The organism is Clostridium sediminicola, assembly GCF_050402865.1.
GTDB classification, from domain to species: Bacteria; Bacillota; Clostridia; order Clostridiales; family Clostridiaceae; genus Clostridium_AF; species Clostridium_AF sediminicola.
Genome location: NZ_BAABMF010000004.1, coordinates 335,619 through 359,793 on the forward strand (window position 1 = coordinate 335,619; position 24,175 = coordinate 359,793).

Annotated in this window: 23 protein-coding genes; 16 read left to right on the forward strand and 7 right to left on the reverse strand. The window is 31.6% G+C overall.

The genetic code is table 11. The features are described from left to right. Positions 1-6 precede the first annotated feature (6 nt). Both ACQ3F0_RS10335 and ACQ3F0_RS10340 read left to right on the forward strand, forming a co-directional pair. The gene (locus ACQ3F0_RS10335; RefSeq protein ID WP_428865150.1) at positions 7-639 is read left to right on the forward strand and encodes a dihydroxyacetone kinase family protein; all 633 of its coding nucleotides are present in this window, start codon (positions 7-9) and stop codon (positions 637-639) included. 450 nt (positions 640-1,089) lie between these two features. After that, a complete protein-coding gene (locus tag ACQ3F0_RS10340) occupies positions 1,090-1,461 on the forward strand; it encodes a hypothetical protein (RefSeq protein WP_428865151.1) in 372 nt (123 codons plus the stop codon). Between the two features lie 124 nt (positions 1,462-1,585). Here ACQ3F0_RS10340 and ACQ3F0_RS10345 read toward each other — a convergent pair whose 3' ends face one another. Next, positions 1,586-2,860 (reverse strand): aminotransferase class V-fold PLP-dependent enzyme, encoded by a 1,275-nt coding sequence (locus ACQ3F0_RS10345; RefSeq protein WP_428865152.1) that lies wholly within the window; start codon positions 2,858-2,860, stop codon positions 1,586-1,588. A 350-nt stretch (positions 2,861-3,210) separates the two neighbouring features. On the opposite strand from ACQ3F0_RS10345, the gene ACQ3F0_RS10350 reads away from it, so the two are divergent. The 6 genes from ACQ3F0_RS10350 to ACQ3F0_RS10375 all read left to right on the forward strand — a co-directional run bounded on the left by ACQ3F0_RS10350 (position 3,211) and on the right by ACQ3F0_RS10375 (position 9,098). Then, positions 3,211-5,328, forward strand: coding sequence for a BglG family transcription antiterminator (locus tag ACQ3F0_RS10350; protein ID WP_428865153.1), 2,118 nt, complete (start codon positions 3,211-3,213; stop codon positions 5,326-5,328). Between the two features lie 23 nt (positions 5,329-5,351). Further along, entirely contained in the window at positions 5,352-5,630 is a 279-nt protein-coding gene (locus ACQ3F0_RS10355) for a PTS sugar transporter subunit IIB (protein WP_428865154.1), read from the forward strand. 29 nt (positions 5,631-5,659) lie between these two features. Continuing rightward, positions 5,660-7,036: a PTS ascorbate transporter subunit IIC gene (gene ulaA / locus ACQ3F0_RS10360; protein ID WP_428865155.1), complete on the forward strand. Its 1,377-nt coding sequence runs from the start codon at positions 5,660-5,662 to the stop codon at positions 7,034-7,036. 63 nt (positions 7,037-7,099) lie between these two features. Next, on the forward strand, positions 7,100-8,002 hold the full coding sequence (locus tag ACQ3F0_RS10365) for a carbohydrate kinase family protein (RefSeq protein WP_428865156.1): 903 nt from the start codon (positions 7,100-7,102) through the stop codon (positions 8,000-8,002). Then, complete coding sequence (locus ACQ3F0_RS10370; RefSeq protein WP_428865180.1) at positions 7,999-8,853, forward strand: class II fructose-1,6-bisphosphate aldolase; 855 nt, start codon at positions 7,999-8,001, stop codon at positions 8,851-8,853. The genes ACQ3F0_RS10365 and ACQ3F0_RS10370 overlap by 4 nt, the downstream gene beginning before the upstream one ends. A gap of 53 nt (positions 8,854-8,906) precedes the next feature. Beyond that, positions 8,907-9,098, forward strand: coding sequence for a hypothetical protein (locus ACQ3F0_RS10375; protein WP_428865157.1), 192 nt, complete (start codon positions 8,907-8,909; stop codon positions 9,096-9,098). Positions 9,099-9,213: 115 nt separating this feature from the next. Here the strand turns inward: ACQ3F0_RS10375 and ACQ3F0_RS10380 are convergent, their stop codons facing one another. From ACQ3F0_RS10380 to ACQ3F0_RS10390, 3 genes are all read right to left on the reverse strand, one after another. Beyond that, the gene (locus tag ACQ3F0_RS10380) at positions 9,214-10,059 is read right to left on the reverse strand and encodes a hypothetical protein (RefSeq protein ID WP_428865158.1); all 846 of its coding nucleotides are present in this window, start codon (positions 10,057-10,059) and stop codon (positions 9,214-9,216) included. An 11-nt stretch (positions 10,060-10,070) separates the two neighbouring features. Beyond that, complete coding sequence (locus ACQ3F0_RS10385; protein WP_428865159.1) at positions 10,071-11,291, reverse strand: hypothetical protein; 1,221 nt, start codon at positions 11,289-11,291, stop codon at positions 10,071-10,073. 252 nt (positions 11,292-11,543) lie between these two features. Further along, the gene (locus ACQ3F0_RS10390; RefSeq protein WP_428865160.1) at positions 11,544-11,951 is read right to left on the reverse strand and encodes a hypothetical protein; all 408 of its coding nucleotides are present in this window, start codon (positions 11,949-11,951) and stop codon (positions 11,544-11,546) included. Between the two features lie 262 nt (positions 11,952-12,213). Between ACQ3F0_RS10390 and ACQ3F0_RS10395 the strand changes: the two genes are divergently transcribed. From ACQ3F0_RS10395 to ACQ3F0_RS10410, 4 genes are all read left to right on the forward strand, one after another. Further along, a complete protein-coding gene (locus tag ACQ3F0_RS10395; RefSeq protein WP_428865161.1) occupies positions 12,214-12,609 on the forward strand; it encodes a hypothetical protein in 396 nt (131 codons plus the stop codon). A gap of 71 nt (positions 12,610-12,680) precedes the next feature. Next, a complete protein-coding gene (locus ACQ3F0_RS10400; protein WP_428865162.1) occupies positions 12,681-12,974 on the forward strand; it encodes a hypothetical protein in 294 nt (97 codons plus the stop codon). Positions 12,975-13,118: 144 nt separating this feature from the next. Then, positions 13,119-13,790, forward strand: a complete 672-nt coding sequence (locus tag ACQ3F0_RS10405) for a class I SAM-dependent methyltransferase (protein WP_428865163.1) — start codon at positions 13,119-13,121, stop codon at positions 13,788-13,790. A 316-nt stretch (positions 13,791-14,106) separates the two neighbouring features. Further along, entirely contained in the window at positions 14,107-15,570 is a 1,464-nt protein-coding gene (locus tag ACQ3F0_RS10410) for a sulfatase family protein (protein WP_428865164.1), read from the forward strand. A gap of 79 nt (positions 15,571-15,649) precedes the next feature. Here the strand turns inward: ACQ3F0_RS10410 and ACQ3F0_RS10415 are convergent, their stop codons facing one another. Together ACQ3F0_RS10415 and ACQ3F0_RS10420 are read right to left on the reverse strand one after the other, a co-directional pair. Beyond that, positions 15,650-16,324 (reverse strand): response regulator, encoded by a 675-nt coding sequence (locus tag ACQ3F0_RS10415; RefSeq protein WP_428865165.1) that lies wholly within the window; start codon positions 16,322-16,324, stop codon positions 15,650-15,652. 84 nt (positions 16,325-16,408) lie between these two features. After that, on the reverse strand, positions 16,409-17,329 hold the full coding sequence (locus tag ACQ3F0_RS10420) for a sensor histidine kinase (RefSeq protein WP_428865166.1): 921 nt from the start codon (positions 17,327-17,329) through the stop codon (positions 16,409-16,411). A 700-nt stretch (positions 17,330-18,029) separates the two neighbouring features. Here ACQ3F0_RS10420 and ACQ3F0_RS10425 point away from each other — a divergent pair. The 4 genes from ACQ3F0_RS10425 to bglX all read left to right on the forward strand — a co-directional run bounded on the left by ACQ3F0_RS10425 (position 18,030) and on the right by bglX (position 23,630). Then, on the forward strand, positions 18,030-19,472 hold the full coding sequence (locus ACQ3F0_RS10425) for an ABC transporter substrate-binding protein (protein WP_428865167.1): 1,443 nt from the start codon (positions 18,030-18,032) through the stop codon (positions 19,470-19,472). Positions 19,473-19,586: 114 nt separating this feature from the next. Continuing rightward, on the forward strand, positions 19,587-20,504 hold the full coding sequence (locus tag ACQ3F0_RS10430) for a carbohydrate ABC transporter permease (protein WP_428865168.1): 918 nt from the start codon (positions 19,587-19,589) through the stop codon (positions 20,502-20,504). 22 nt (positions 20,505-20,526) lie between these two features. Further along, positions 20,527-21,363: a carbohydrate ABC transporter permease gene (locus ACQ3F0_RS10435; RefSeq protein ID WP_428865169.1), complete on the forward strand. Its 837-nt coding sequence runs from the start codon at positions 20,527-20,529 to the stop codon at positions 21,361-21,363. A gap of 26 nt (positions 21,364-21,389) precedes the next feature. Then, positions 21,390-23,630: a beta-glucosidase BglX gene (gene bglX, locus ACQ3F0_RS10440; RefSeq protein ID WP_428865170.1), complete on the forward strand. Its 2,241-nt coding sequence runs from the start codon at positions 21,390-21,392 to the stop codon at positions 23,628-23,630. A 177-nt stretch (positions 23,631-23,807) separates the two neighbouring features. Here the strand turns inward: bglX and ACQ3F0_RS10445 are convergent. Then, positions 23,808-24,175 (reverse strand): transposase (locus tag ACQ3F0_RS10445; protein WP_428865171.1); only part of this gene is annotated, 368 nt, incomplete at its 5' end.

Sequence of the window (24,175 nt, forward strand, 5' to 3'; positions counted from 1 at the left end):
ATGAAAATGGATAATAAGTATTTGAGAAGTTTGCTAAAAAACTTAATGGATATTATGGTAGAAAATAAAGATTATTTAATCGACCTTGATAGTATGGTTGGTGATGGTGATTTAGGTTTAACTATGAGTGATGGTTTTTCAGCAGCTTATAAAGCAGCTGAAAATTTTGAAGGTGATGACGCTGGTAAACTTTTATATACTAGTGGTAAAGCAATGTCAGTAGCTGTACCTTCAACAATGGGAACCCTTATGGCATCAGGTTTTATGAATGCTGGTAAAATTTTAAAAGGAAAAACAGAACTACAAGATATAGATATTGCTGAGTTATTTCAATCTTATATGGATGGAGTAGCTAATAGAGGGAAAGCTAAAATTGGTGAAAAAACATTTCTTGACGGAATGTTCCCTGCAGTAGAAGCATTAAAAGCTTCATTAAATAGAGGGGAATCTCTTTCTGTAGGAGCAAAAGCAGCATTAGTAGGAGCAGAAGAAGGTTACAAAAATACAACTACTATGATTGCGGTTCACGGAAGAGCAGCAATTAGAGGAGAAGATTCTAGAACTTTATTAGATCCAGGTGCTGCAGTAGCAATGCTTATGATGAAAGCTTTCGAAAAAAGTATTGATTCTTGCAAATAAAAGCAAGTAAAATAATAAAGTATTAGCCTAGTAGAGATTGAATGTTCTGCTAGGTTTTTCTATAAACAACTCTTTCTTGTAATATATTGTAATCTCAATTATTACCAAGAAGGAGTTTCGTTTATTCAGTTTACATAGAACATTTAAGAGAAGAGGAGTGGCCTTCTAGCTATATATGCCTTACTAGTTTGGAATTTTTTGATATGAGCAATTTTTTGCAATGTTTTTTTGATTAATTAATTTATAATAATGATAGGTGATTAGATGAAAAAAGATCAGTTAGTATTTAGAAATGGGGTTTCTACCCTTAAATATTGGGTATAAATATGGATTCCACGATTTAAGTCATTTCATAAATCGTTTTAGGAAAGCCTATGGTGTACCACCAAATAAATATCAGTCTTTTTTCAAACATTAAATCTATCTCATCATGTTATAGGAGGTATTAATATGTTAGAAATGTTTTTATATGCTATAGGGATTATGTATACTCCAGGTCCCATGAACCTTTTGGGTTTGAATTTGGGTATTAACAAAAAACTAAAAGAAACATTAGCAACCCTGCCCATTGCAACGATTAATTTCCCAGCAAACGATATTGTAGGTATCAAAATATTAATCATGTCAGTTATTTTAGGATTGCTAGCTACCTGCCCACCATTATCTTATGCAGTAATCGGTTCATTTTCCAGTACTTTTATTAAAAGAAAAGATGTAATCAAATTGTTTAATACCGTTATGGCGATTATGTTATTGTATGTTGCATTGAGTATTTTCAAAGATCACGTATATTTAGTTCTAAAAGGGATTAACTCCTATTAGTTTGATAATAAGTGGAGTATCCCCATCAACTAGTTCTAAAAGTTAACAAACTTAGATTGATGGGTATGAAGCTAGTGGGGATAATTATAAAATGGCAGCTACAAAGGCTAAATAAATATTTTCTTTAACATCTAGATGCAATTTTTTTCAATGCATATATAAAGCAATCTATTTCCTCAAAGGTATTATACATACCCAAGCTTACACGGTTAACACCATAACCCTTGCCACTAATATATGCTTGAAAAGCCTCTTCGTTAGATAGCCCTAATAAAAATTGCACATATAAATCTGCACCTAACCTACCGTTACCTATTTCTATTCCATAGTCTGATCCTAGCTTACTAGCAACAGTTTTAAAACTAATCCCTTTTAAGTTAAAAGATATATATGGAATACCTACAAAAGGAGAATTATCTTCGTATATTGTTATACCAGATACCTCTTGCATCTGACGTAACAAATATTTATAAAGTTTTCTCTCGTATATGGAAATATTATACAATCCTACCTTCATTAAAAATTGAAGTGCAGTACTCATAGTTATTATTCCCAGCACATCAGGATAACCAGTTTCATACTTTTTAGGAGGATCGGAGTATATTATTTGAGAGTTATCAATAAACTTTGTGATCCCTGAACCAAAATCAAGGGGAAGATATTTTTCTAGAAAATTAAAAGGCCCAACTAGAGTACCACCATCTAAACCGGTATAGGCTTTATGAGCACTAAAAGCAACAAAATCAATGTGATCTTCACAATTATGAGGTTTCATTGTGAATGGTAAATGCTGAATCACTTGAACAACATCTACAAATATTTTTGCACCATATTTGTGAGCAAGTTTTGCCATTTCATAGTATGGTGGAATTACTCCAGTAATATTTGAGGCACCTGTTACTGCAACTAGCTTAACTCTGCCTTGATATTTTTCTAGTTTCGAAACATAGTCATTTAAATCAATATTTCCATTTTCGCCAATCTTAATGAGTTCGGTTTGCATCCTCGTATCATAAGGAAGGTAATTTGCAAGGTGTTCCATGGTTGTTGAAAGTACAACTTGATTAGGATCATCTTGTTGGAATACATCGGCTAATACATTCATAGCTTCAGTTGAGTTTTTTGTAAATATAGCTATATCCTTATTTGGGTCGCCACCAACTAATTCAAGAATGACATCTCTGGTATTTTCGTACATTTTAGTGATTAGCTCAGAATTAGATGAAGGTACATTTACATAAGTGTATATTGGAAGAAGACTAAAAAACTTTTTCATTGCAGGTTTTAAAATCAAGGTGGTAGCTGAATTGTTAAAGTAAATCCTTTGGGTTAATCCCATTGTAGTTTCAATAGGGGTATTAGCCCCTATAATAAAATTTTTTAAATTAAGATTTCTCATATTAACACCTCTTTAAAAATTGGGTTATAATAATATATAGTTTTTAAGGTTTTGATGTGACTAAGTGGGAATGCTAAAAATTTAACCATAGTATTTGCTCATGGACTGTATTTAAGTAAACAAATTAATTTACATGAAGTATAAATCATATTAATCCAATTTCACAAGGAACCCAGGGTGGAAGTTTTTTCTACTCTGGGTTCCATAGTGAATGTTAGAATTTGAGTTCTACAATTTTTGGAAGGTAGTTTTGTAATAATATTTATGTCAAAAATTACACTGTAAACCTATACATGTGTATGATACCATTAATTTGTAATCTCCCATAAGGAGAATAGGAGGAAACACCAATGTTAGATAAGCGAAGTACAGAAACATTACTTCATATATTAAACCATAATGATTTTATAACTGTACGAGAATTATCAAATTTAATGCCAGTATCTGAAAGAGCAATTAGATACGATTTAAAAAGAATTGATGATTTTCTTTCTGAAATAGGAGTTAACACTCTATATAAGAAAACAAATAGAGGAGTAATGTTTATTGGAGAAAAGGATGAAAAAGATAAGATTCTTTTAAGTATTTCTTGTTTAAATGATATAAATTATTCATTTACTCAAGAAGAAAGATTTTATATAATAATTGATTCTTTTGCAAATGAAAAAAATTATCTTACAACAGATATGTTGGCGCATAAACTTTGCACTAGTAACAGTACAATCAAAAAGGATATTAAACTAGTTAAGGAATACTTTAAACAAAAAAAAGTCAATATTACTTTTAAACAAAGATATGGATTGAAATTAGAAGGGAAAGAAGAAGACATCAGAAGATGTATTTCTGAGATGTATTCCGACATAATTAGGTATATTTTGAATTCGTCAAAGAGTTCTAATGGAAGTGTTAATGAGGTGAGTTATAAATTAATACAGAATAGAATTATTGACGTTGAAGAGGTTTGTTATATTCAGGATATGATTAAAAACGTAGAGCAAGAGTTAAAGATGAAATTTTCGGATATTTCATATGTAAAAATAATATCTCATATTTATTCATCAATAAAGAGAATAAAAAATGACTTTAGGATTATTGAGTATTCAGTTAGTAAATTAGAAAGTATGTTTAATACGAAAGAATTTGATGTAACTTCTCATATGTGTCGCACCTTAAATGGGAAATTTCAAGTAGAATTTGAGAATTATGATATTGCGTACATAGCTGAGTATATTCTTGGTGGTAGCCACTCGAAAGAAAATAATGATGATAATATAAATAAATTAATTTACCAACAACTTTTGGCACGTAACCTTATAGACAAAGTAGATAAAAGCATTTCATTAAATTTAACGAAAGATAAGCAATTATACAAAAGCTTACTAATTCATCTAGAACCAATGGTTTACAGAATCAAATACGATATAGAGATAGATAATCCAATATTATCAAATGTGAAAAGCAACTATATGAGTTTATATGAAATTGTTAAATCATCTTCTGAGATAATTGAAGAAGGCTTAGGGAAAAAGATATCTGACAGCGAAATAGGTTACTTAACCATCCATTTTGCGGCGGCGATAGAGAGAATAAAAAATGAAGATATCAAACCTGTTAAAGTAATACTTGTGTGTCATACAGGATATGGAACATCAGAATTGTTATCTATACAGCTTACATCGATTTATCATGTAAAAATAATTGATGTAGTTTCGCATAAGGACTTGAAAGATTCCTTAAATAGAAATCAAGCGGAAATAATACTTAGTACTATTCATATAGAGGATCAATTTGATAATAAGATTTTATGTGTTCATCCAATACTCACGGATAGTGATAAAGAAAAACTAGATAAACATTTTTTAAGAGCAAAAGAAAGCAAAATAGAAATTAAAAATCTAATTGAAATAATAAAGAGAAGTTGTACGATTAATGATTATAAAAAACTTGAAAGTGATGTAGAACAATTAATTAAGGTTGGTTTTATTAATTCAAATAAAAGAGAGGTTGGACAGATGTTAAAAGACATTGTATTTAAGGAAACGATAGGACTAAATGTTGAAGCAAAAGACTGGGAGGAGGCTGTAAGGAAAGGAGGAAAACTATTAGAGGCAGAAAATATTATCAACAATAACTATATACAAGCAATGGTTGACACAGTAAAAAACATAGGGCCATATATCGTAATGGAAAAAGGTATAGCTATGCCTCATGCAAGACCTGAAATGGGAGCGAAAAAAATAGGGGCAAGTCTAATTACACTAAAAAATCCAGTTAATTTTGGAAATGAAGAAAATGATCCTGTTTCTCTTGTGATATGTTTTGCATCTATTAATTCAAGCAGTCACTTAAGGGCACTATCAGATTTGATGGTATTATTTGAAGATGAAGAAGCAGTGCAAAGTATATTAAATGCAAAAGAAAAAGAAGATGTTTTAGAAGTTATAGAAAGAATTTCTTTAGGTAAATAAAATATTTTTTAGGAGGAGTTAGTATGCTAAAAATTTACACAGTTTGTGGTAATGGAATCGGCAGTAGTATTATGGCTAAAATGAAAATAGAAGAAATATGTGAAGAATATGGGATAAAAGCTGATGTAGAATCTACTGACTTTAATTCAGCACAGGGTAAACCATGTGATTTAGTAGTAACAATAAAAGAATTGGCCAAGCAATTTGAAAATAAGGATGTAGCTGTTATTAGAAGCTATACAAATAAAAGGAAAATAAAAGAGGATATTTTAGAAATTTTACTGAAAAAAGCTGGTAAATAAATACCAGTCAAATAAAAGGAGGTAGTTTTATGCAATTATTAAAAATTATATCTCAAGATTTATTAACTCAACCAGCAATACTTATGGGACTAATTTCATTAGTAGGGTTAATAGCATTACGGAAACAAGCAAGTAAAGTCATTGTAGGTACATTAAAACCGATACTAGGATTTATTATGCTTGGTGCAGGAGCTGATTTTATTGTAGCAAATTTAGGACCACTAGGCTCCATGATAGAAAAAGGTTTTAATATCACAGGAGTTGTTCCTAACAATGAGGCTATTGTTGCTGTTGCACAAAAGGTGCTGGGTGTAGAAACAATGTCAATTTTATTGACAGGTCTACTTATGAACCTTTTAATAGCTAGAATCACAAAATATAAATATGTGTTTTTATCTGGACACCATAGTTTTTATATGGCTTGTTTATTATCAGCTGTATTAGGGACAGCAGGATTTGAAGGATTTTCTTTAATATTAATAGGTGGTTTTATTCTAGGCGCTTGGAGTGCAATATCACCAGCTATTGGTCAAAAGTATACACTTCAAGTAACTGATGGTGATGACATCGCTATGGGACATTTTGGTAGTTTGGGATATTATTTATCTGCTTGGATAGGAAAATTAGTCGGAGATAAATCAAAGAGTACAGAGGATATTGTAATACCTGAAAAATATGGTTTTCTTAGAGATACTACTATTTCAACTGCAGTTACAATGTTGGTGTTTTATTTGATAGGTGCTATAGCAGCAGGACCTACTTATATAGAGGCTGAATTATCTGGTGGTACAAACTTTATAGTATTTGCAATAATGTCATCTTTTAAATTTGCTGTTGGAGTAACAATTGTATATAACGGTGTAAGAATGATTTTAGCAGAGTTAATTCCGGCGTTTCAAGGGATATCAAGGAAAATTATACCTAATGCAGTACCAGCAGTTGATTGTGCCGTATTTTTCACATATGCACCAACTGCAGTAATTATAGGATTCCTTTGTAGCTTTGTAGGTGGAGTTGTAGGAATGTTTATACTTGGAGGAATTGGTGGAGTTCTTATTATTCCCGGACTAGTACCACATTTCTTCTGCGGTGCTACAGCAGGTATATTTGGAAATGCTACAGGAGGCAGAAGAGGAGCTATATTTGGATCATTTGTTAATGGACTTGGACTAGCGTTTTTACCAGCTGTATTATTGCCAGTGTTAGGCGGATTAGGATTTGAAAATACAACATTTGGTGATTTTGATTTTGGTGTTCTTGGTATCTTAATTGGAAAGACAGCTAGTAGTTTTAGCACAGTTGGAATTTATGCGATAATTGCTGTGATTTTAGCAGTATTGCTTATACCAAATTTTATGAAAACAAAGCATGATGCAATAAATAATAATATTGAAATGTATGAGTAGGGAAAAATAAACTAATTAAATAATTAAAATGCCCGAAAGGGCATTTTAAAATTGGAGGAAACCATGACAAAAATATTATGCATAGGGCATTCTGCATATGATATTACACTTCCACTTGAAGAATTTCCAGTAGAAAACAGAAAATACGGTGTTAAAACAGTTTTAGAGTGTGGTGGTGGACCTGCTGGAAATGCAGCATACCTAATAGCTAAATGGGGCATGAGTTGTAGATATGCAGGAATCTTAGGAAATGATATTTATGGTACAAAAATTAGAGAAGAATATGAAAATATTGGTGTAGATTTAAAATACTTAATAATGGATGACAATAGCACAACACCATTTAGTTTTATAATAGCCAATAATAAAAATGGAAGTAGAACCTTATTTAATCATAAAAAAAACAACTCACAACTGCAATTGACATTTGATGATGATGAACCGGAAACTATTTTAGTAGATGGGCATGAGCTGGATGCATCTATTCAAGCAATAAAAAAATATCCAAATGCAAAATCAATATTAGATGCAGGTTCTTATAAAGTAGCCAATGTTGAACTTGCTAGAATAGTTGACTATTTAGTCTGTTCTGAGGATTTTGTTCGAGATTATTTAGGATTAGAGAAGTTTGACACACAAGAGAGTATAAATTATGTTTTTAAAAAGTTAGAACAATTGAATAAGAAAAATATAATAATCACACTTGGAGAAAAGGGAAGTTTGTATAAAGCTGATGGAAAAGTTATTCATCAAAATACGTACAAAGTAAATGCATTAGATACCACAGGAGCAGGTGATATATTCCATGGAGCATTTGCTTATTGTATAACTAGAGGATTTGATATAGTTAAATCAATAAAAATATCATCAATAACAGCAGCACTATCTGTTGAAAAAAATGGTGGTAGAGTTTCAATACCCTCAATTGAGGATGTATTGAACTTATATGAAAGAGGTGTAATATAATGCTTGTAACAGGAAGAAAAATATTATTAGATGCACACAATAATAATTACGCAGTCGGAGCTTTTAATGTTAATAATCTTGAATTTTGCAAGGCAGTAGTAAAAGGAGCAGAAGAATTATCATCTCCTGTAATACTTCAAGTTAGTCAGGGTGCGATAAAATATGCGGGAGTAGAAGAATTAGCTGCTATTGTATCAACAATTGCAAAGAAAATCAGGATACCTATAGCATTGCATCTGGATCATGGTACTGATTTTAATATTATTATGAAGTGTTTAAGATGTGGATTTACTTCAATAATGTTTGATGGATCAAAATATGAATTTGCAGAAAATATTAAAAGAACAAAACAAATAGTAGATATTTGCCATGGTATGGGTGTGTCAGTGGAAGGAGAACTTGGTAAAATTGCAGGGACTGAAGATGAGGTGAGTATAAAAGAAACTGAGGCTATGTATACTGACGTAAAAGAGGCTGAAAGGTTTGTAGAAGAGACAGGAGTAGATTACTTAGCAATAGCAGTAGGGACAGCTCATGGTCCTTATAAAGGGGAACCTAGAATTGACTTTAAAAGGATAGAAGATATAAAAAATGCAATTGACGTACCATTAGTGCTACATGGATCATCTGGAGTTCCGGAAGAAAGTATAAAAAAAGCAATTGCTAAAGGTATAAACAAATTTAATATTGATACTGATTTGAGAAAAGCATTTAATGAAGAGTTAAGAAAATTTTTGGAAGAAAATTCAGAGATATATGATCCCAAAAGAATACTTTCGGTGATAGATACTTCTGTATCTAAAATAGTAAAGAAAAAAATTAGATTATTTTATTCTAACAATAGAATTTAGTATCCTTTAGGCGCACCAAAGGTTCGCCAAGGAACACTGGGTAGAAAAAAAATTTGGATAATCATGTTCATTTAATGATTGAAACAGATACCGAACCATTAGGAAAGTTAATAGGAAGAAGAAGTGCATCATATACATATTTAAATCCAGTGAGGGCAAATATATTTGAAAAGCCAGAAGAATATATTTCGCCTTGCTATCATATCAAAATCTACTATTTTAGTTTTGACCAAAAAGAATCATAACAAGAAAATATGTTCGCATAAAAATATAATTCCAGTAAAAGTGAAATTTTTACTGGAATTTAAGTGTAAAATCTCTATCTAATAGGCCGTGTTTTTTGCTTTGCAATAGAACTATCTACTTTTTCGTAAGCTCCCCCATGTATCCAAACTCTACAACTGTCACATCATCACCATCTTCATTGTCAATTAGTACAGTTGCTATGCTGCCATTTAGAGTGCCTTGCATATTAGCACCCATATCACCACCATTAAAACAGACATAATCAGGAGTTCCTACAAATAAGTTGTTAAAATATTCTACAATATCCGTAGTTTTTGCTGTACTATTATACATAACTTGATATACACCTGCACTTACATTGTTTTCTTCGCTTAATATTTCGGCTACCTCATATTTGCCAACTTTACGATAATCTCCAGTAACCTCCCTGTCGCCAGCACCGGTTAATCCTTCTAATACTTTTTGAGCTTCCTCAACATCTCCATTAAATTCAGACATGTCAAGACCTTCAAGTTCCTTCACGGCATCCTGCATGCCTTGCATAGTTTCTTTATCTTCTGCTGACATTTCAGGCTTTTGTTTTTCAAATTCATAATACTCTTTGATAGTAATTCCCATATAGTCAGCGGCAGTAGCAAACTCGTCAAAAGGAGTTTTGCCTTCAGACTTTAGGCTAGCTTTATAGTTTTCAGCCGTATCCCCATATTTCTCAGCAGTCATGGTAGTTAGCTCATCTATCATTGCTTGCATTTTTGATGTTGATACACCTTCTTTTTTTGCTCTTTCTGCTAGTTCATTTTGCACATCATTATCTGATACTTGTTCTTGTTTAGTTTCTGATTGTTCTGTGCTTTTGTCTGCAATTTGTGATTCATTAACCTTTTCTTTAGCACCACAGCCTACTAAAGCTGTGCTTAAAAGCATTATTGAAATTAGTAATACAATAAATTTATTTTTCATAATCTTCTCCTTTACCAAGTGAATAAATCATCTTTTATATCTATACCAGTTTTTATTTCAGTAGCATGCCAGTGGTGAGAATAAGGGAAATCTTTACCTTTTGGATAGGTATCGTTATATACAGTTTCCATTCCTTCTTCTGTATAAGCATGTATGACTCTTTTATCAAAGTCATAGCCAAAATGGCCCCATGTATCACCATGAAAAAACCATATTAATGCATCTTTGCTTCCGTCTTTTGGTGATTCACAATATTGTGGCATATATTCTCCTTCGCCTATAGAGTCTTCAATATATTGAAAATCATTTAGATCAAGGAGTCTAAAGGGTAATGTACAGCCAACTTCTGTATCAGAACCAACAGCCATACTATTTTTGTAATATGTTTCATTTTTACTAGCATTGTATATGCCGGTAATTTCTCCGAATTCTGTATATATAGTCATGTTGATATTATCGCCTTTAATAAAAACATCAGCAGTAGCATTAAATGGACCTGTTTCAGGATCTTCTGATACAATAACAAGATCCATATATACAGTTTCTGGATAACCAAGTGTATTCCAATCTTCTTTAATTTCTTCAAAATCCAACTTGCCTATTTCTTCACGAATAATAATATCTGGATTACCTTTTAAAATTTCAATTTGATTATTATAAAATTCATCAAACTCTGGACTGAAATCAGATGACGTAGTTTCAACACTACTTTTTGATTCATTATTAGCTGTAGCTTGTGTAGGGTTTTCATATTGATAAACAATATATGTTTTATCATCATCGTTTTTTTCAATTCCTAGCTGTACAAAAACATCTCCCACCATACCACACATTTGAGTATAGCTGCTAGGATATTCAGTAATATCATAATCTTCGCTACCTTCTAGCATAGTTTTATAATGAGAAACTACTTTTTCAAAACTAGCTGATGAGTAATACTCTGTAACAAAACCATCAGAAATGCTTTCTTCGCCTCTGCTAATAAACTCAGTAGGCTCAAACTCTCCAAAGTTTGCTATATCAGCAACGCCTTCAATTACTTTTACTTTTTCTAGATTTTTCACTTTTTCTAGATCTTTGGATTTAATATTTTTTAGGTTATCATCTACCTGCTGTTTTACTTCATCGTAGGTATCTTTTACTTCTTTTACACCTCCTGTGAATTCTTCTACCTTAGAGCATCCAGTAAATATTACTAAAATTAAAACTAAAGCTAAGCATTTGATTTTCATAATATCACCCTTACTTTATTAGACTAAATTTGCTCACCGTATAATTTGTAATCTACCTCATGTGCTTTTGTCATCGTAATCCTCCTTAAAAATTTTAATTCTCCTGTTTTCACCTAATTCTATAATATTAAAGGCACAAGTTATTTACAATGTAGCTATAGTTACTATATTAGCCATTAGAGTAATTAATTCGGTAATAAAAAAATGACCTAAGTCACCACTTTGTGGCTTAAGTCATTATGCATAAGTATTTTAATCAAAGGTTATACTATATTTTTTTGAAATTTTATCTATTAACTTATAAAAGTCATAGTCTACTTTATAATATTCATCATCAATCTCAATAATAGACGCATTTTTTTCTGTGTTAGTTGGATCTGAAAATTCTACTGAATATAAGTAAGTGTTGTCTACATAAAATCTAATCTCATTTAAACTAACATTAGATTTCCTTGATTTCTGCTTAAATCCGCTTGTATATTTATACAAACTATACGCAGTTTTACCTTCAATATCAACTTCTTGGTAGCTATGGTTTTTCAAAGTAGCTGTTATATTATCCTCTGTTACCTCTGTTTTATTCATAAAGGTATAAATAAAAACCGAAGCTATAAATACAACTATTATAATTGAAAAAAGACCTTTAAAAATTCTTTTCATATATACCCTCCTCTTTTTTTAGTATATTATTTTGAAGAGTCATTTGCATAGTACCATTAGTCACTTACTATTGAGCAAGTAGTCCAAAGGAGTTTGTCCCACAAAGGTACTTGTAACTTCCTTAAAAATGTAAATATTGAAGAAGTTGTGGTAAAATTTAATAGTATAAAATATGTATATCTTGAGTGTGAGAATGGTGGACAAATATTGTAAGATATTATTTATAACCAAATATAACAGTATTATTGGGAGGTTAGTGAGGGTGAAGAAAAGAGGAAGTATAAAGTGGATATTACTATTGATTATAAGTATATGGATCATTATTTCAACGTTTTTTTATTTTCAACACCGGATTCAAGTAGATACATATTATATTGGTAAGTATATAGAATTTGACGAATTCAGCGTGTTAGTAAAGAATGTTGAAAAGTATAATTTTGAGTATAAGCATCGTAAATATCCTGATTTTCTATTTAATCTAAAATTACCATGGAATATAACAAAAGCAATATTAAAAATCAATTATTTTTATAGTAAACCTTATAGTATTAATAAAGAATCATATAAATATAATGTTAATTGTGAAATTATATTTAATCCTGATTCTATTAATAAAGAAGATAAATTGGATAATATCAATAAAATGATGAGTATTTAATTCCATTTGAAAAATCATTTTCCACAAAAACTTATGACTATTTTAATAGAAAAAATGACAATAGACAGCAGATGACCAATGATATAATTTTAAAATTTTTATGCACATATCATAATGGTAATATCAAAGCTGCAGAAAATTATATAAATGATAAATATGTAGATGATTTTCCATGGAATACAGTGAACCAATATGAGGAATTTGTGAATGCTAATTTTGAGTTGTCATATATAGGAAATTATAAAGGAGAAGAAGATGTATTTCATATGAATACTTCATTTTATCAAGAGGATAATTTAAAGAATAACCTTAACTTTTATTTGATTTATAGAGATTTTAATTGGAAGATTATTAATGTAGAGTAAATATTAACAAGAGACCCAGGGTGGAAGTTTTTGCTACCCTGGGTTCCTTGGCGAATGTTATTTCGCATTGCTATTAAGAGAGGTTAGAAAAGCAGTTATTGTTTGGCGATGTAGTACTAAAAAATATAAGGAGGCTAATTAATCATGGGAAATAGTTATTATGCACAAAAGCTAAATTCACAAAACCTATTTAAGGTGTACGAAACAAAAATCCCCAGAGTAAAACAGTATTTGGATGCGGAGATTTCTTTTGTTAGAAATAAGCTGACAGGCTGTGAAAGGGTTTTGGAATTAGGTGCAGGTTATGGACGTATTGTAAAGGAATTGGCAGGTAATTGTAAATCAATTGTTGGTATTGACATTTCTAATGAAAGTGTTGCCTTAGGCAAGGAATATTTGAAGGATACTCCCAATGCGGAAATTACGATCATGGATGCAACTAATCTTACATTCAAAGAAAAGTTCGATGTGATACTTTGTTTGCAAAACGGTTTGTCTGCAATGAAGGTCACATCGTCAGACTTGATTGAAAAGATTTTGGGAATGGTTGAGTGTGGTGGAAAAGTTTATTTCAGTACTTATAGTGAAAAATTCTGGGAGTATAGGCTAATGTGGTTTAAAGAGCAGGCTGATAAGGGGTTACTGGGGGAACTTGATTTAGATAAAACAAAGGATGGGGTTATAAGTTGTAAGGATGGGTTTAAAGCAATTACACATACTCCAAATGATTTGAAAATGATTGGAGATTTATCAGGGTATGAATACCAAATTCAAGAAGTTGATGAGTCAAGTATTTTTCTTATTCTTCATAGATAAGATACCCCATAGAAAATATTATTTTCGTGGCAACAAGTATTTGTTTGCTCAATATCAGATAAGTTGCTATTTAGATAAATAAACTTATTTCCATTATAATTATGATAGAAACCTTACGTAGAGATTAGTGGTACTTTTAAAACAAGTATATCTAAGTAGTTGTACATAAATTAAAATAGTTGAACTAACCAGTATTTTAAGATACTGGTATAATAAGTAAAAAAGGTTGATAAAATATCAGCTTTACAATTCAGGGCTCATATTTTACCATAATCCTATAAGACAGTGGTTAAGCCACATTATAGGAGGATTTAATATGAGAATTTTATATCTTGATTTAGACACGTTAAGACCTGACCATCTAGGTTGTTATGGCTACACCAGAAATACATCTCCAAATATTGATAAAATATGTAATGAAGGAGTTAAATTTAATAATTATTATTGTTCGGATGCACCGTGCCTTCCGTCAAGGAGCGCATTAATGTCAGGAAGATTTGGTATTCATACAGGTGTTGTTGGACATGGTGGCACCGCAGCTGATCGACGACTTGATGGTAAAACACGTGGTTTTAAAGATTTAGCTGGATTCGAAAATTTACCAAGCTTTCTACGAACACAAAACATGAAGACTGTATCTATTAGTCCTTTTGCTGAGAGACATTCAGCATGGTGGTTCAACGCAGGATTTAATGAAATGTATAATACAGGTAAATGTGGTGACGAATCTGCTGAAGAAGTTTCACCTGTTGCAATAAAATGGTTAAAAGAAAACGCGAAGGAAGATAATTGGTTTTTACAAGTTAACTTCTGGGATCCACATACTCCTTACCGAGCACCATACTCCTTTGGAAATCCATTTGAAAATGATCCACTTCCTACTTGGATTACAGAAAAAGTTTTTCAAGAACACTTGAAAAAAATTGGTCCGCACTCTGCCCATGAAATAAATATGTATAATAATAAAATCCGTTCTGAATACCCACGTTATCCTGGAGAATTGAAAAATTTAAATGATGTGAAAGGTATGATTGATGGCTACGACTGTGGTATCAAACATATGGATGATCATATTGGATATATCTTTAAGACTTTAGAAGAAGAAGGAATCTTAGAGGATACGGCGATTATTATTAGTTCCGATCACGGTGAGAACATGGGTGAATTAGGCATTTATGGTGAACATGGTACTGCTGATAACATTACTTGCCGAATTCCTATGATTGTCAAGTGGCCTGGTGGTAAAATGAATCATGAAGATAACGGTTTTCACTATAATTTAGATTTAGCACCAACTCTAGCTGAATTATTAGGATCAAAACCTGCGCAATCATGGGATGGTGAAAGTTATGCTTCTACTCTTTTAGAAGGTGCAGATTGCGGAAGAGACTATCTCGTTTTAAGCCAATGTGCTCATGTATGTCAAAGAAGTGTACGTTTTGATGATTGGATCTATATGCGCACATATCATGATGGATTTCATCTTTTCCAAAATGAAATGCTATTCAATGTAAAAGAAGATCCATTTGAGGAACATAATGTGGCTGAGAAAAATAAAGATGTATGCATGAAAGCTGTATACCTTCTTAATGAGTGGCACGATGATATGATGAAAACAATGGATAGTGAAATAGATCCTTTATGGACTGTACTTAAAGAAGGGGGTCCTTATCATGCAACACACCAAAATTTACTATCCTACTGTGAGCATTTAAAAAATACTGGTAGAGAATATGGTATTGAAATGTTAAAAGAAAAGCATCCAGATGCTTTTAAATAAGCAAAGGAGAGGCGGGTATTAAATATATCCCCTCCTTTGGTGTATTATTCTATATTTAAATGACTTAACCTTTCTAATTTTAATCCAACATTTCTAATATCCTTAAACGATTAACAATTTCTATTACTTCTCTTGTATTCTCAGCTTTGAATTTTTTTAGAATACTCCTAATTTGCGATTTAATCGTTGATTCTTCAACAAAACGTATTTCCATTATTTCTAAACGACTTTTGCCTTTGCAAAGCAATTTTAAAGTTTCAAGTTCTTTAAATGTAAGTGTAGCGACTATATTAATATAAAAATGCAATGATTCTTCATTGGTTTTAATACGCTTAAATTCATTACGCAATTTTTTTGCTATCTTAGGTCGAATAGGGGAACAGTCTAAATAAGCATCTTTAACCGCTGACCTAATGATTTGTGGACTAGCATCTTTTAGAACATAGTCCACGACGCCTGCTTGAAAGGCATTAAAAATCATTTCGTCCTCTTCATATACTGTTAGCATAACAACCTTTACATTAGGGTAATAAGCTAGTATCTCTTGAGTAGCCTTAATCCCTGCCGTACGAGTCTCCATATCGATATCCATTAAGATAACATCAGGTTTATGGATAGAAGTAACCACAATTGCTTCATAACCATTATTTGCTGTTTCAATGATACCGATTTCGTCATCTGTTTGCAGTATTCTTTTTATCCTCTTGGTCACAGAAGGAATATCATCTACTATAACTACATTTATCTTGTCCATTTCCTACCACCTCATTGAGTATATTAGTTTAAATTCAAACGTCTCACTTATAAAATTTTATATAGGGTTTAAAAATCTTCATCCCTATATAACCACAGGTAATAAAATTCTAATTTCTGTTCCTTTGCCTTTTTCACTGTCAACAACCACATTACCATTAAGGGCATTAACTATTTGACGCACATAGTAGAGGCCAATACCCCAGTTATGATCTCCTGTTTTGGTTGTATAAAAAGGATCAAAAACATTTTGCTTAGTTATTTCATCCATACCTATTCCATTATCCTTAATGGAAAGGATAACCCATTCATTAATAACCTCTGATAGAATTGTGATTTTTCCATCTTCTCCTTCAAAAGCATCGATAGCATTTTTAATAATTATTTTTAAACATTCTTTTATATGATCTTCATCAAGAAAAGTCATTGGATTTTCTTGGCAAAGCTTATAATCCAAGGTGATTTTTTCGGGTAATTGGACCTTCACATCTAATATAAAGTCCTTTAAAAAATCATTAATTTTCATAGTTTCTAAAATAATACTTTGTGTCTTCATACGTTCATGGACTAGATTTAAATTTTTAATGGTATCTTTTGCAATAGTATATATGGTTTCTGCACTTTCCTTTAAATCTTTATTTTTATCATCTAATTCATCAATTAGTAGTTCACTTTCAAATTGTATAGCTAACAATTGATTCTTTAAACCATGGCTAAAAGCTCTCATGCCTAAATTGTTTTTCTTTAGTCTATTTTCCTTACTTAAATATTTTGAGGTCATCATTTTCTTGGAAGACTTATATTTTAAGCTACTCCATACAAGAAGAACAAAACAGATAAAGCATAAGTAAGGATATATGGTATATATAGTCGAAGGATTGAAATTTGGTTGCTCATAAACTAAATAGGTTGTTCTTTGATATACACTAACTAAAACAGCGGGAGCCCATGAAAATGCAGTAAGATACATAATAATACTACCACTTAAACAAATGGTATTTAGCAAATAGAACTCTCTGATAATAGGTAAATTGCGCCTTTTATAAAATCGATATATTATACAAATTAAAGGTATGAGTAAAAGACATATATTAAAAGTTCTTAAACAAAAATGGAACCACTTATAGAAATGATTAAATTCTTCATAACCAATATTTAAGTTATTGGCATTTAACAATATTCTATATATATTTTTATAAATCGATGGATCATATAAAATAACTTGTAACAGTAATAGTAACCAAGGTAAATATATAATAACTTTTGGTTTTTTATAATCATATAAAAGAGAAATCATGTATACATAAATACATCCCATAAACAATATGGTACCAAAATTTATATACCGTATAACAGTCATTATATTATTACTTGAATATATAAGATTAATCCAATCAGCTGATGGAAAATAATAAAAGTACTCTGCTATAATATAATATTGATTCAGTTTAGCTAAGTACTGTAAAAAACCTAATAATGAAAGGCCCCATCCGCATATTGCCCCAAATATATATAACGACGTACTATTACTAGGGCGTTTAATTGTATTAATAATTAAGATAATTAGGAATATTGTTGCAAGATAAACCATGGTTTTTCTCCTTTCAGGATGATATTTCTTCATCTTTACTGAAAACGTTTGTTTAGATAATATAATACTATAAAATAAATCGCGCTGCAAACAGCAGACATTAAGGGGGATTAATATGAAAAAAGTTATTAGCATTTGTTTGACAGTACTTTTAATATTTTCATTAATCGGATGTAGCACTAGCAAAAATGATACATCTTCCGATGCAAAGGACGATAACTCAGAAATTATTGAACTACAGGTAATGGATTGGTATGATTCTTCAAAAGAATTAAGAGATGAGTTTCATAAACAATACGAAGCAAATAATCCTAATGTTAAAATTAATTACACTGTATTAACTTCTGATCAATTTAAGAATACTATACTATCTTCCATTAACTCTGGAGATGCTCCTGATGTATTCCCAGTACCATTAGGTATGGATTTGGATGCAGTTTCAAAAGATGGATGGATTCAGTCTCTTACTCCATTGGCTTCACCAGATTTTCAAGAACGCTTTATTGATGGTTCTTGGGCAGAGGGTGTAAATATGATTGATGGAGAGATGTATACAGTACCTGATGTTATTGACCTTCCATCTACTGCAATTTTCTATAACAAAGATTTATTTGAAAAAGCAGGATTAGACCCTGAACAACCACCTCGTACATTCGCTGAATTAAGAGAATATTCCAAGTTAATTACTGAAGCCGGCAATGGTGAATTTTATGGCATTATTGAAGGCGGGCAACAATTACCAAGATGGAATGCTGCTGCTCGTGACTTCTCAGCGCTAGGTGGTACAGGATTATCATCAGTTTCACCTGTTAGTTTATTGACTGATGAAGGTGCTTATTCAGATCCTGTTATGGGAGAAACCTTTGAATTATTTCAAGGAATTGCTGAAGATGGCAGCTTCCACCCAAGTACAATGAGCATTTCTGCACCTGAAGCTAGAGCACTATTTGGTGCTGGACAAGCGGGTTTCATTATTCAAGGTGTTTGGTGTGTTGGTGTATGGGAAAAAGAAAACCCAGACTTAAATTTTGGTGTAGGCCCTCAAGTTATACCTGATAGTGGTAGAACTGGCTCTGTAGCAATGAATCTTGCTGCTTCAGGATTAGGAATCTCTGCTGCATCGGAACATGCTGAAGAAGCAATGAAGTATATTGAAGCTTTAAGTTCTAATGAATATGACTACCAAAAGGATAACGTTTCACAAGGTATCTTTTTCTCTACACTTAAAGGTATTAATGATGAGTACTTAGATCATCCGATTTTAAAAGACTATTACGATTATTCTATGGAAATGTGCAGATTAGCACCTCATCCTAAAATTGAAAATCCAAATACTTCTGCAGTATACGTAGAGTATAACGATGTGAGTCCTGGTCTTGGTGATCTTCTACAAGGTGTAGTTGCTGGTGCCATCACAGATATTGATGGAAATTTGAAATCTTTAGATGAAAGAATTAATGAGGCATTTAATAATGCTATTGAAGCAGCTAAGGATAAGGGTGTTGATGTTTCCAAAGATGATTTCAACTTTGATTGGGATCCAATGACTAACTACTAATTTCAATTTTATAAAATAGAGTACATGTATCAAATCTCAAATACTTATCATCATGTACTCTATTTTATCACTTGTGCCTAGAAAGTTTTTAATGTTTAGAAAGGAGCACATAAAATGAAAAAAAATATAAAACCCAAGATAAAAACAGATAATTTATGGTGTTGGGCTTTTATGATACCTACCATCACATTATACTTACTATTTACAGGGTGGCCAATAATTAATAGCTTTTATTATGCTACCTTAAACTGGTCTGGTTTAGGTGTTAATAAAGATTTCGTTGGAATGGCTAATATTATTGCTGTAGCAAAAGACCCCTATTTCTGGAATGCTTTTTTTAATAGTTTTAAGTACATGTTTGGTATTGTACCCTTACAGTTAATGTTGGGACTAGCACTGGCTTTAATAGTAAACAATAAAGCTTTAAAATTTTCTACTGCGTATAGAACATTGTTTTTCCTTCCCGTAGTTACAACAGCATCTATTGTTGGAATTATAATGATTTTTATTTTAGGGACAGACGGACCTGTGAATTTTATAGCCACTAATCTTGGATTAATTGACCAACCTGTTAATTGGTTAGGTGATCCTAAATATTCTTTAGTTACTGTTATATTAGTTGGAACTTGGAAAGGTTTAGGAACAAATATGATTTATTGGTTGGCTGGATTACAAAGCATTCCTAATGAACTTTACGAAGCGGCTAAAGTGGATGGATGTAATCGAAAACAAACATTTAGACATATCACACTACCTTTAATTATCCCTATTGGAAGTGTTATAGCATTATTAAATGTTGTAGGCTCTTTGAAGGTTTTTGATATTATTAAAACAATGACTAATGGTGGTCCTTTCTTCACTACAGATGTAGTTTCTACATATATATATCGATATGCTTTCTCAAGTGAAATGGGTATGCCACGTTTAGGTTATGCATCTGCAGCAGGTATTTTCTTTGGAATAACAATAATAATTATCGGATTTAGTGCAAATAAATTAAGAACTAGAATAAAAAATAATGCTGTGCTGTAATTAATCTAGGAGGTGAAATAAATTGAATCAATCGCTTAAAAAATTTAAAACAATCGGTACACATACGCTATTACTTATGCTTTCATTCGTTTGGATTTACCCCTTTCTTTGGATGGTTAGTGCCTCTTTTAAATCTCAAGATGAGTTATTTAAGAGGGGATTAAGTCTAATACCTGAAAATTTTACTTTTGATAATTTCATTCGTGCGTGGCAAAAGGCAAATTTTGAAACCTATTTTATTAATTCCATCATTGTAACAACGGCGACGGTCTTATTAGTACTCATGGCATCCTCCATGACAGGGTATGCACTTGGAAAATTTAATTTTAAAGGTAAAAAAATTATAATGACTACTTTATTAGCTAGTATGGTTATTCCTCTTGGATTCACAATAATACCAATCTATCAGTTGTTAAAAAATTTAGGTTTGGTAAATAGTCGTTTAGGTCTTATATTAGCGGAATCTGGTGGGAATCATATCATCTATATTTTATTGTTTGCTAGTTTTTTTGCTCAAGCTCCAAAAGAATTAGGTGAAGCTGCCAAAATAGATGGTTGTGGTTTCTTCAAAACATTTGCACTAATTATGTTTCCTCTTGCAAAACCAATTATTGGTAGTGTAATCATTATGCAATCTATTTGGACATGGAACTCATTCTTATTACCATTAACTTTAACTTTAAGTAACGAAAGTATCAGAACACTATCTGTCGGGCTATACGTATTAAAAGGAGAGAATGTGGTAGACTGGACTGGTATTGCTGCTGGAGGTGCTATTGCATTAATTCCAATTATTATTGTATTTATTAGCTTGCAAAAATACTTTGTTGAAGGTATAGCGGGTTCAGTAAAAGGTTAAAAATAATGTGTATGATGGAGGACACTATGGAAAATAATAAAACAATCATAACAGAAATGGAAAAATTTCATGATAAACCTATGAATAAAAAAAGTGATATTGAAATAGATAAAAAAGTTACTGATTTAATATCAAAAATGACAATAAAAGAAAAAATAGGACAGATGTATCAAATGGTTAAAGGTTCTAACCCTTTTGGTGCGGTTATTTGTAATCGAGATTTTGATGATTCTATTAAAGCAGGATTAGTGGGCGTTATTTTAGGGATGGTTGACCCAGAAGAAATATATAAATATCAAAAACTAGCTGTCACTGAAACACGATTAGGGATACCTCTGCTTTTTAATGCTGATGTGATTCATGGATTTGATACAATTTACCCTATCCCATTGGCTTTTGCATGTTCCTTTGATATGAATTCTATCGAAATGGCATCAAGAGTAGCCGCAACAGAAGCAACAATGGCGGGTGTCCATTGGAATAACGCGCCAATGCTTGATATTTCTAGAGACCCTAGATGGGGTAGATGTACTGAAGGTGTTGGCGAAGATCCTTATTTAGCTAGTTTAATTGCAAAAGCTCAAGTAGACGGTTTTCAAACTGGTAAACCAGGTGAAGGTCATTATATGATGGCTTGTGCAAAACATTATATAGGATATGGTACAGCAGTAGGCGGAAGAGATTATAATACAGTAGATATGTCTGAAAGAGAACTGAGAGAAGTCTATCTTCCACCTTTTAAAGCTGCTATTGATGCGGGTATAGATTCCATTATGCCAGCTTTTAATTTATGGGATGCAACACCATGTACTTCAAATGAATTCTTGTTAAAAACTTTAGCTCGTGAAGAAATGGGCTTTAAAGGTATTTTTCTTTCTGACTATGGAGCAGTTGGTGAATTAATAAATCACGGTTGTGCAAAAAACCAAACAGAAGCTAGCAAGTTATGTATTAATGCCACATTAGATATTGAAATGGTTTCTGATTGTTATACAAATACGTTGGAAACATTAATTGATAATAAAGAAATTAATGAAAGTCAAATTGATGAATCTGTAAGAAGAATTTTAACGATGAAATATAAAATGGGATTATTTGATAATCCTTATTCATATATAGATCCTGTAATGTTAGAAAAAATATCTTTAAATGAGGAACATCGTGAAATTGCTAGAGACTTATCTAAAAAATCTATTGTATTACTTAAAAATGAAGAAGTAGAAGGTAGTAAAATATTACCACTTAGTAAAAGATTAAAAAATATTGCTTTAATAGGTCCATTTGCTGATGAAAAGGAAGTAGAAGGAGCTTGGGCTTTCGTAAGAAATAGAGATAGCTTCGTTACATTAGAAGATGGAATCAGAAATTTAGTAGGAGATTCTTGTCAAATTACAAAAGTTAAAGGCTGTCAAATTGATGTTCAGGGGCAGGAAGGATTTCAAGAAGCTATTACGGCTGCCAAAGAAGCTGAAGTCGTTATTCTTGCGTTAGGTGAGTCAAAGGACATGACTGGTGAAGCAAGAAGTTACGGAAAATTAGATCTACCAGGTGAACAAAATGAACTTGCTAAAGAAATAATGAAAATTGGTAAACCAACAGTATTGGTACTGTTTAATGGACGACCTCTTCCTCTTGTATGGTATGATGAAAATGTTCCAGCCATTTTAGAAACATGGTTCTTAGGTACTGAAGCAGGTAATGCTATTGCAGATGTTTTATTTGGAGACTATAACCCTTCAGGAAAACTGGCTATGTCTATCCCGTATTGCGAAGGTCAAATTCCAGTATATTATAACCATCACCGTACTGGGAGACCCTATGAAGAAAATACAAAAGATACCTTTAGATCAAAATATATGGATATCCCCAATGATCCACTATACCCTTTTGGTCATGGTTTGAGCTATACCACTTTTGAATATTCGGATATTTCTCTAAGTAATACTGTAATGGTACAAGGTGAAACCATTGAAGCAAGTATTTATATAGAAAATACTGGCCAATATCCAGGACACGAAGTAGTACAACTTTATATTCGTGATCTTGCTGCTTATGGTATATCAAGACCTGTGAAAGAATTGAAGGGATTTGAAAAGATTTTCTTAAATCCTGGTGAAAGAAAAGAAGTGACTTTCACTATTCATGAAGATCTACTTAAATTTTATGATAAGAATATGAACTACATTATTGAGGAAGGCGACTTTAATATCTTTATTGGTACATCCTCAAAAATTACAAAAGAAGTATTATTTCAGTATAAAGCTTAAGAAATAATTCTTTACTTGAACTAACCAGTATTTTAATGATACTGGTTTTGTTTATTGTATAGACCAGTTATAAAAAGTCAATAATTTTTTTCGAAAAATTTATTTTAAAAAATGGTACACTTAATAAACCATCATTTTTAAACAAACAATGGACAAAGATTAGTTTGGTAATGTACGTTAAACTACAACTTTTAATTGAGTGTTTATATACAGTTTCATATGAGTTTCAGGTAGTCTCATTTCAAAAGGTTTTTGATCCCTGAGAATCGCAAAAAAGTGATTTATGAGTTTATGCATAACAGCACATAAGGCGACTTTTTTAGGTTTACTTTGGGTTAATTGTTTATAATAAGCTAGTAAAACAGGGTTTGCAGCAATGCCGTTTTTTCTAGTTTTTATTGAATTAATTGCTAGGTTAAATAAAACTTTACGCCCTAGGCGAGAGCCACGTTTAGTTAACCTGTTTTTAGTGCTTGTAAAATCGCCAGATTGTGATACAGATGTATCTACACCTAAAAATGCAACTACTTTTTTCGCATTTTTAA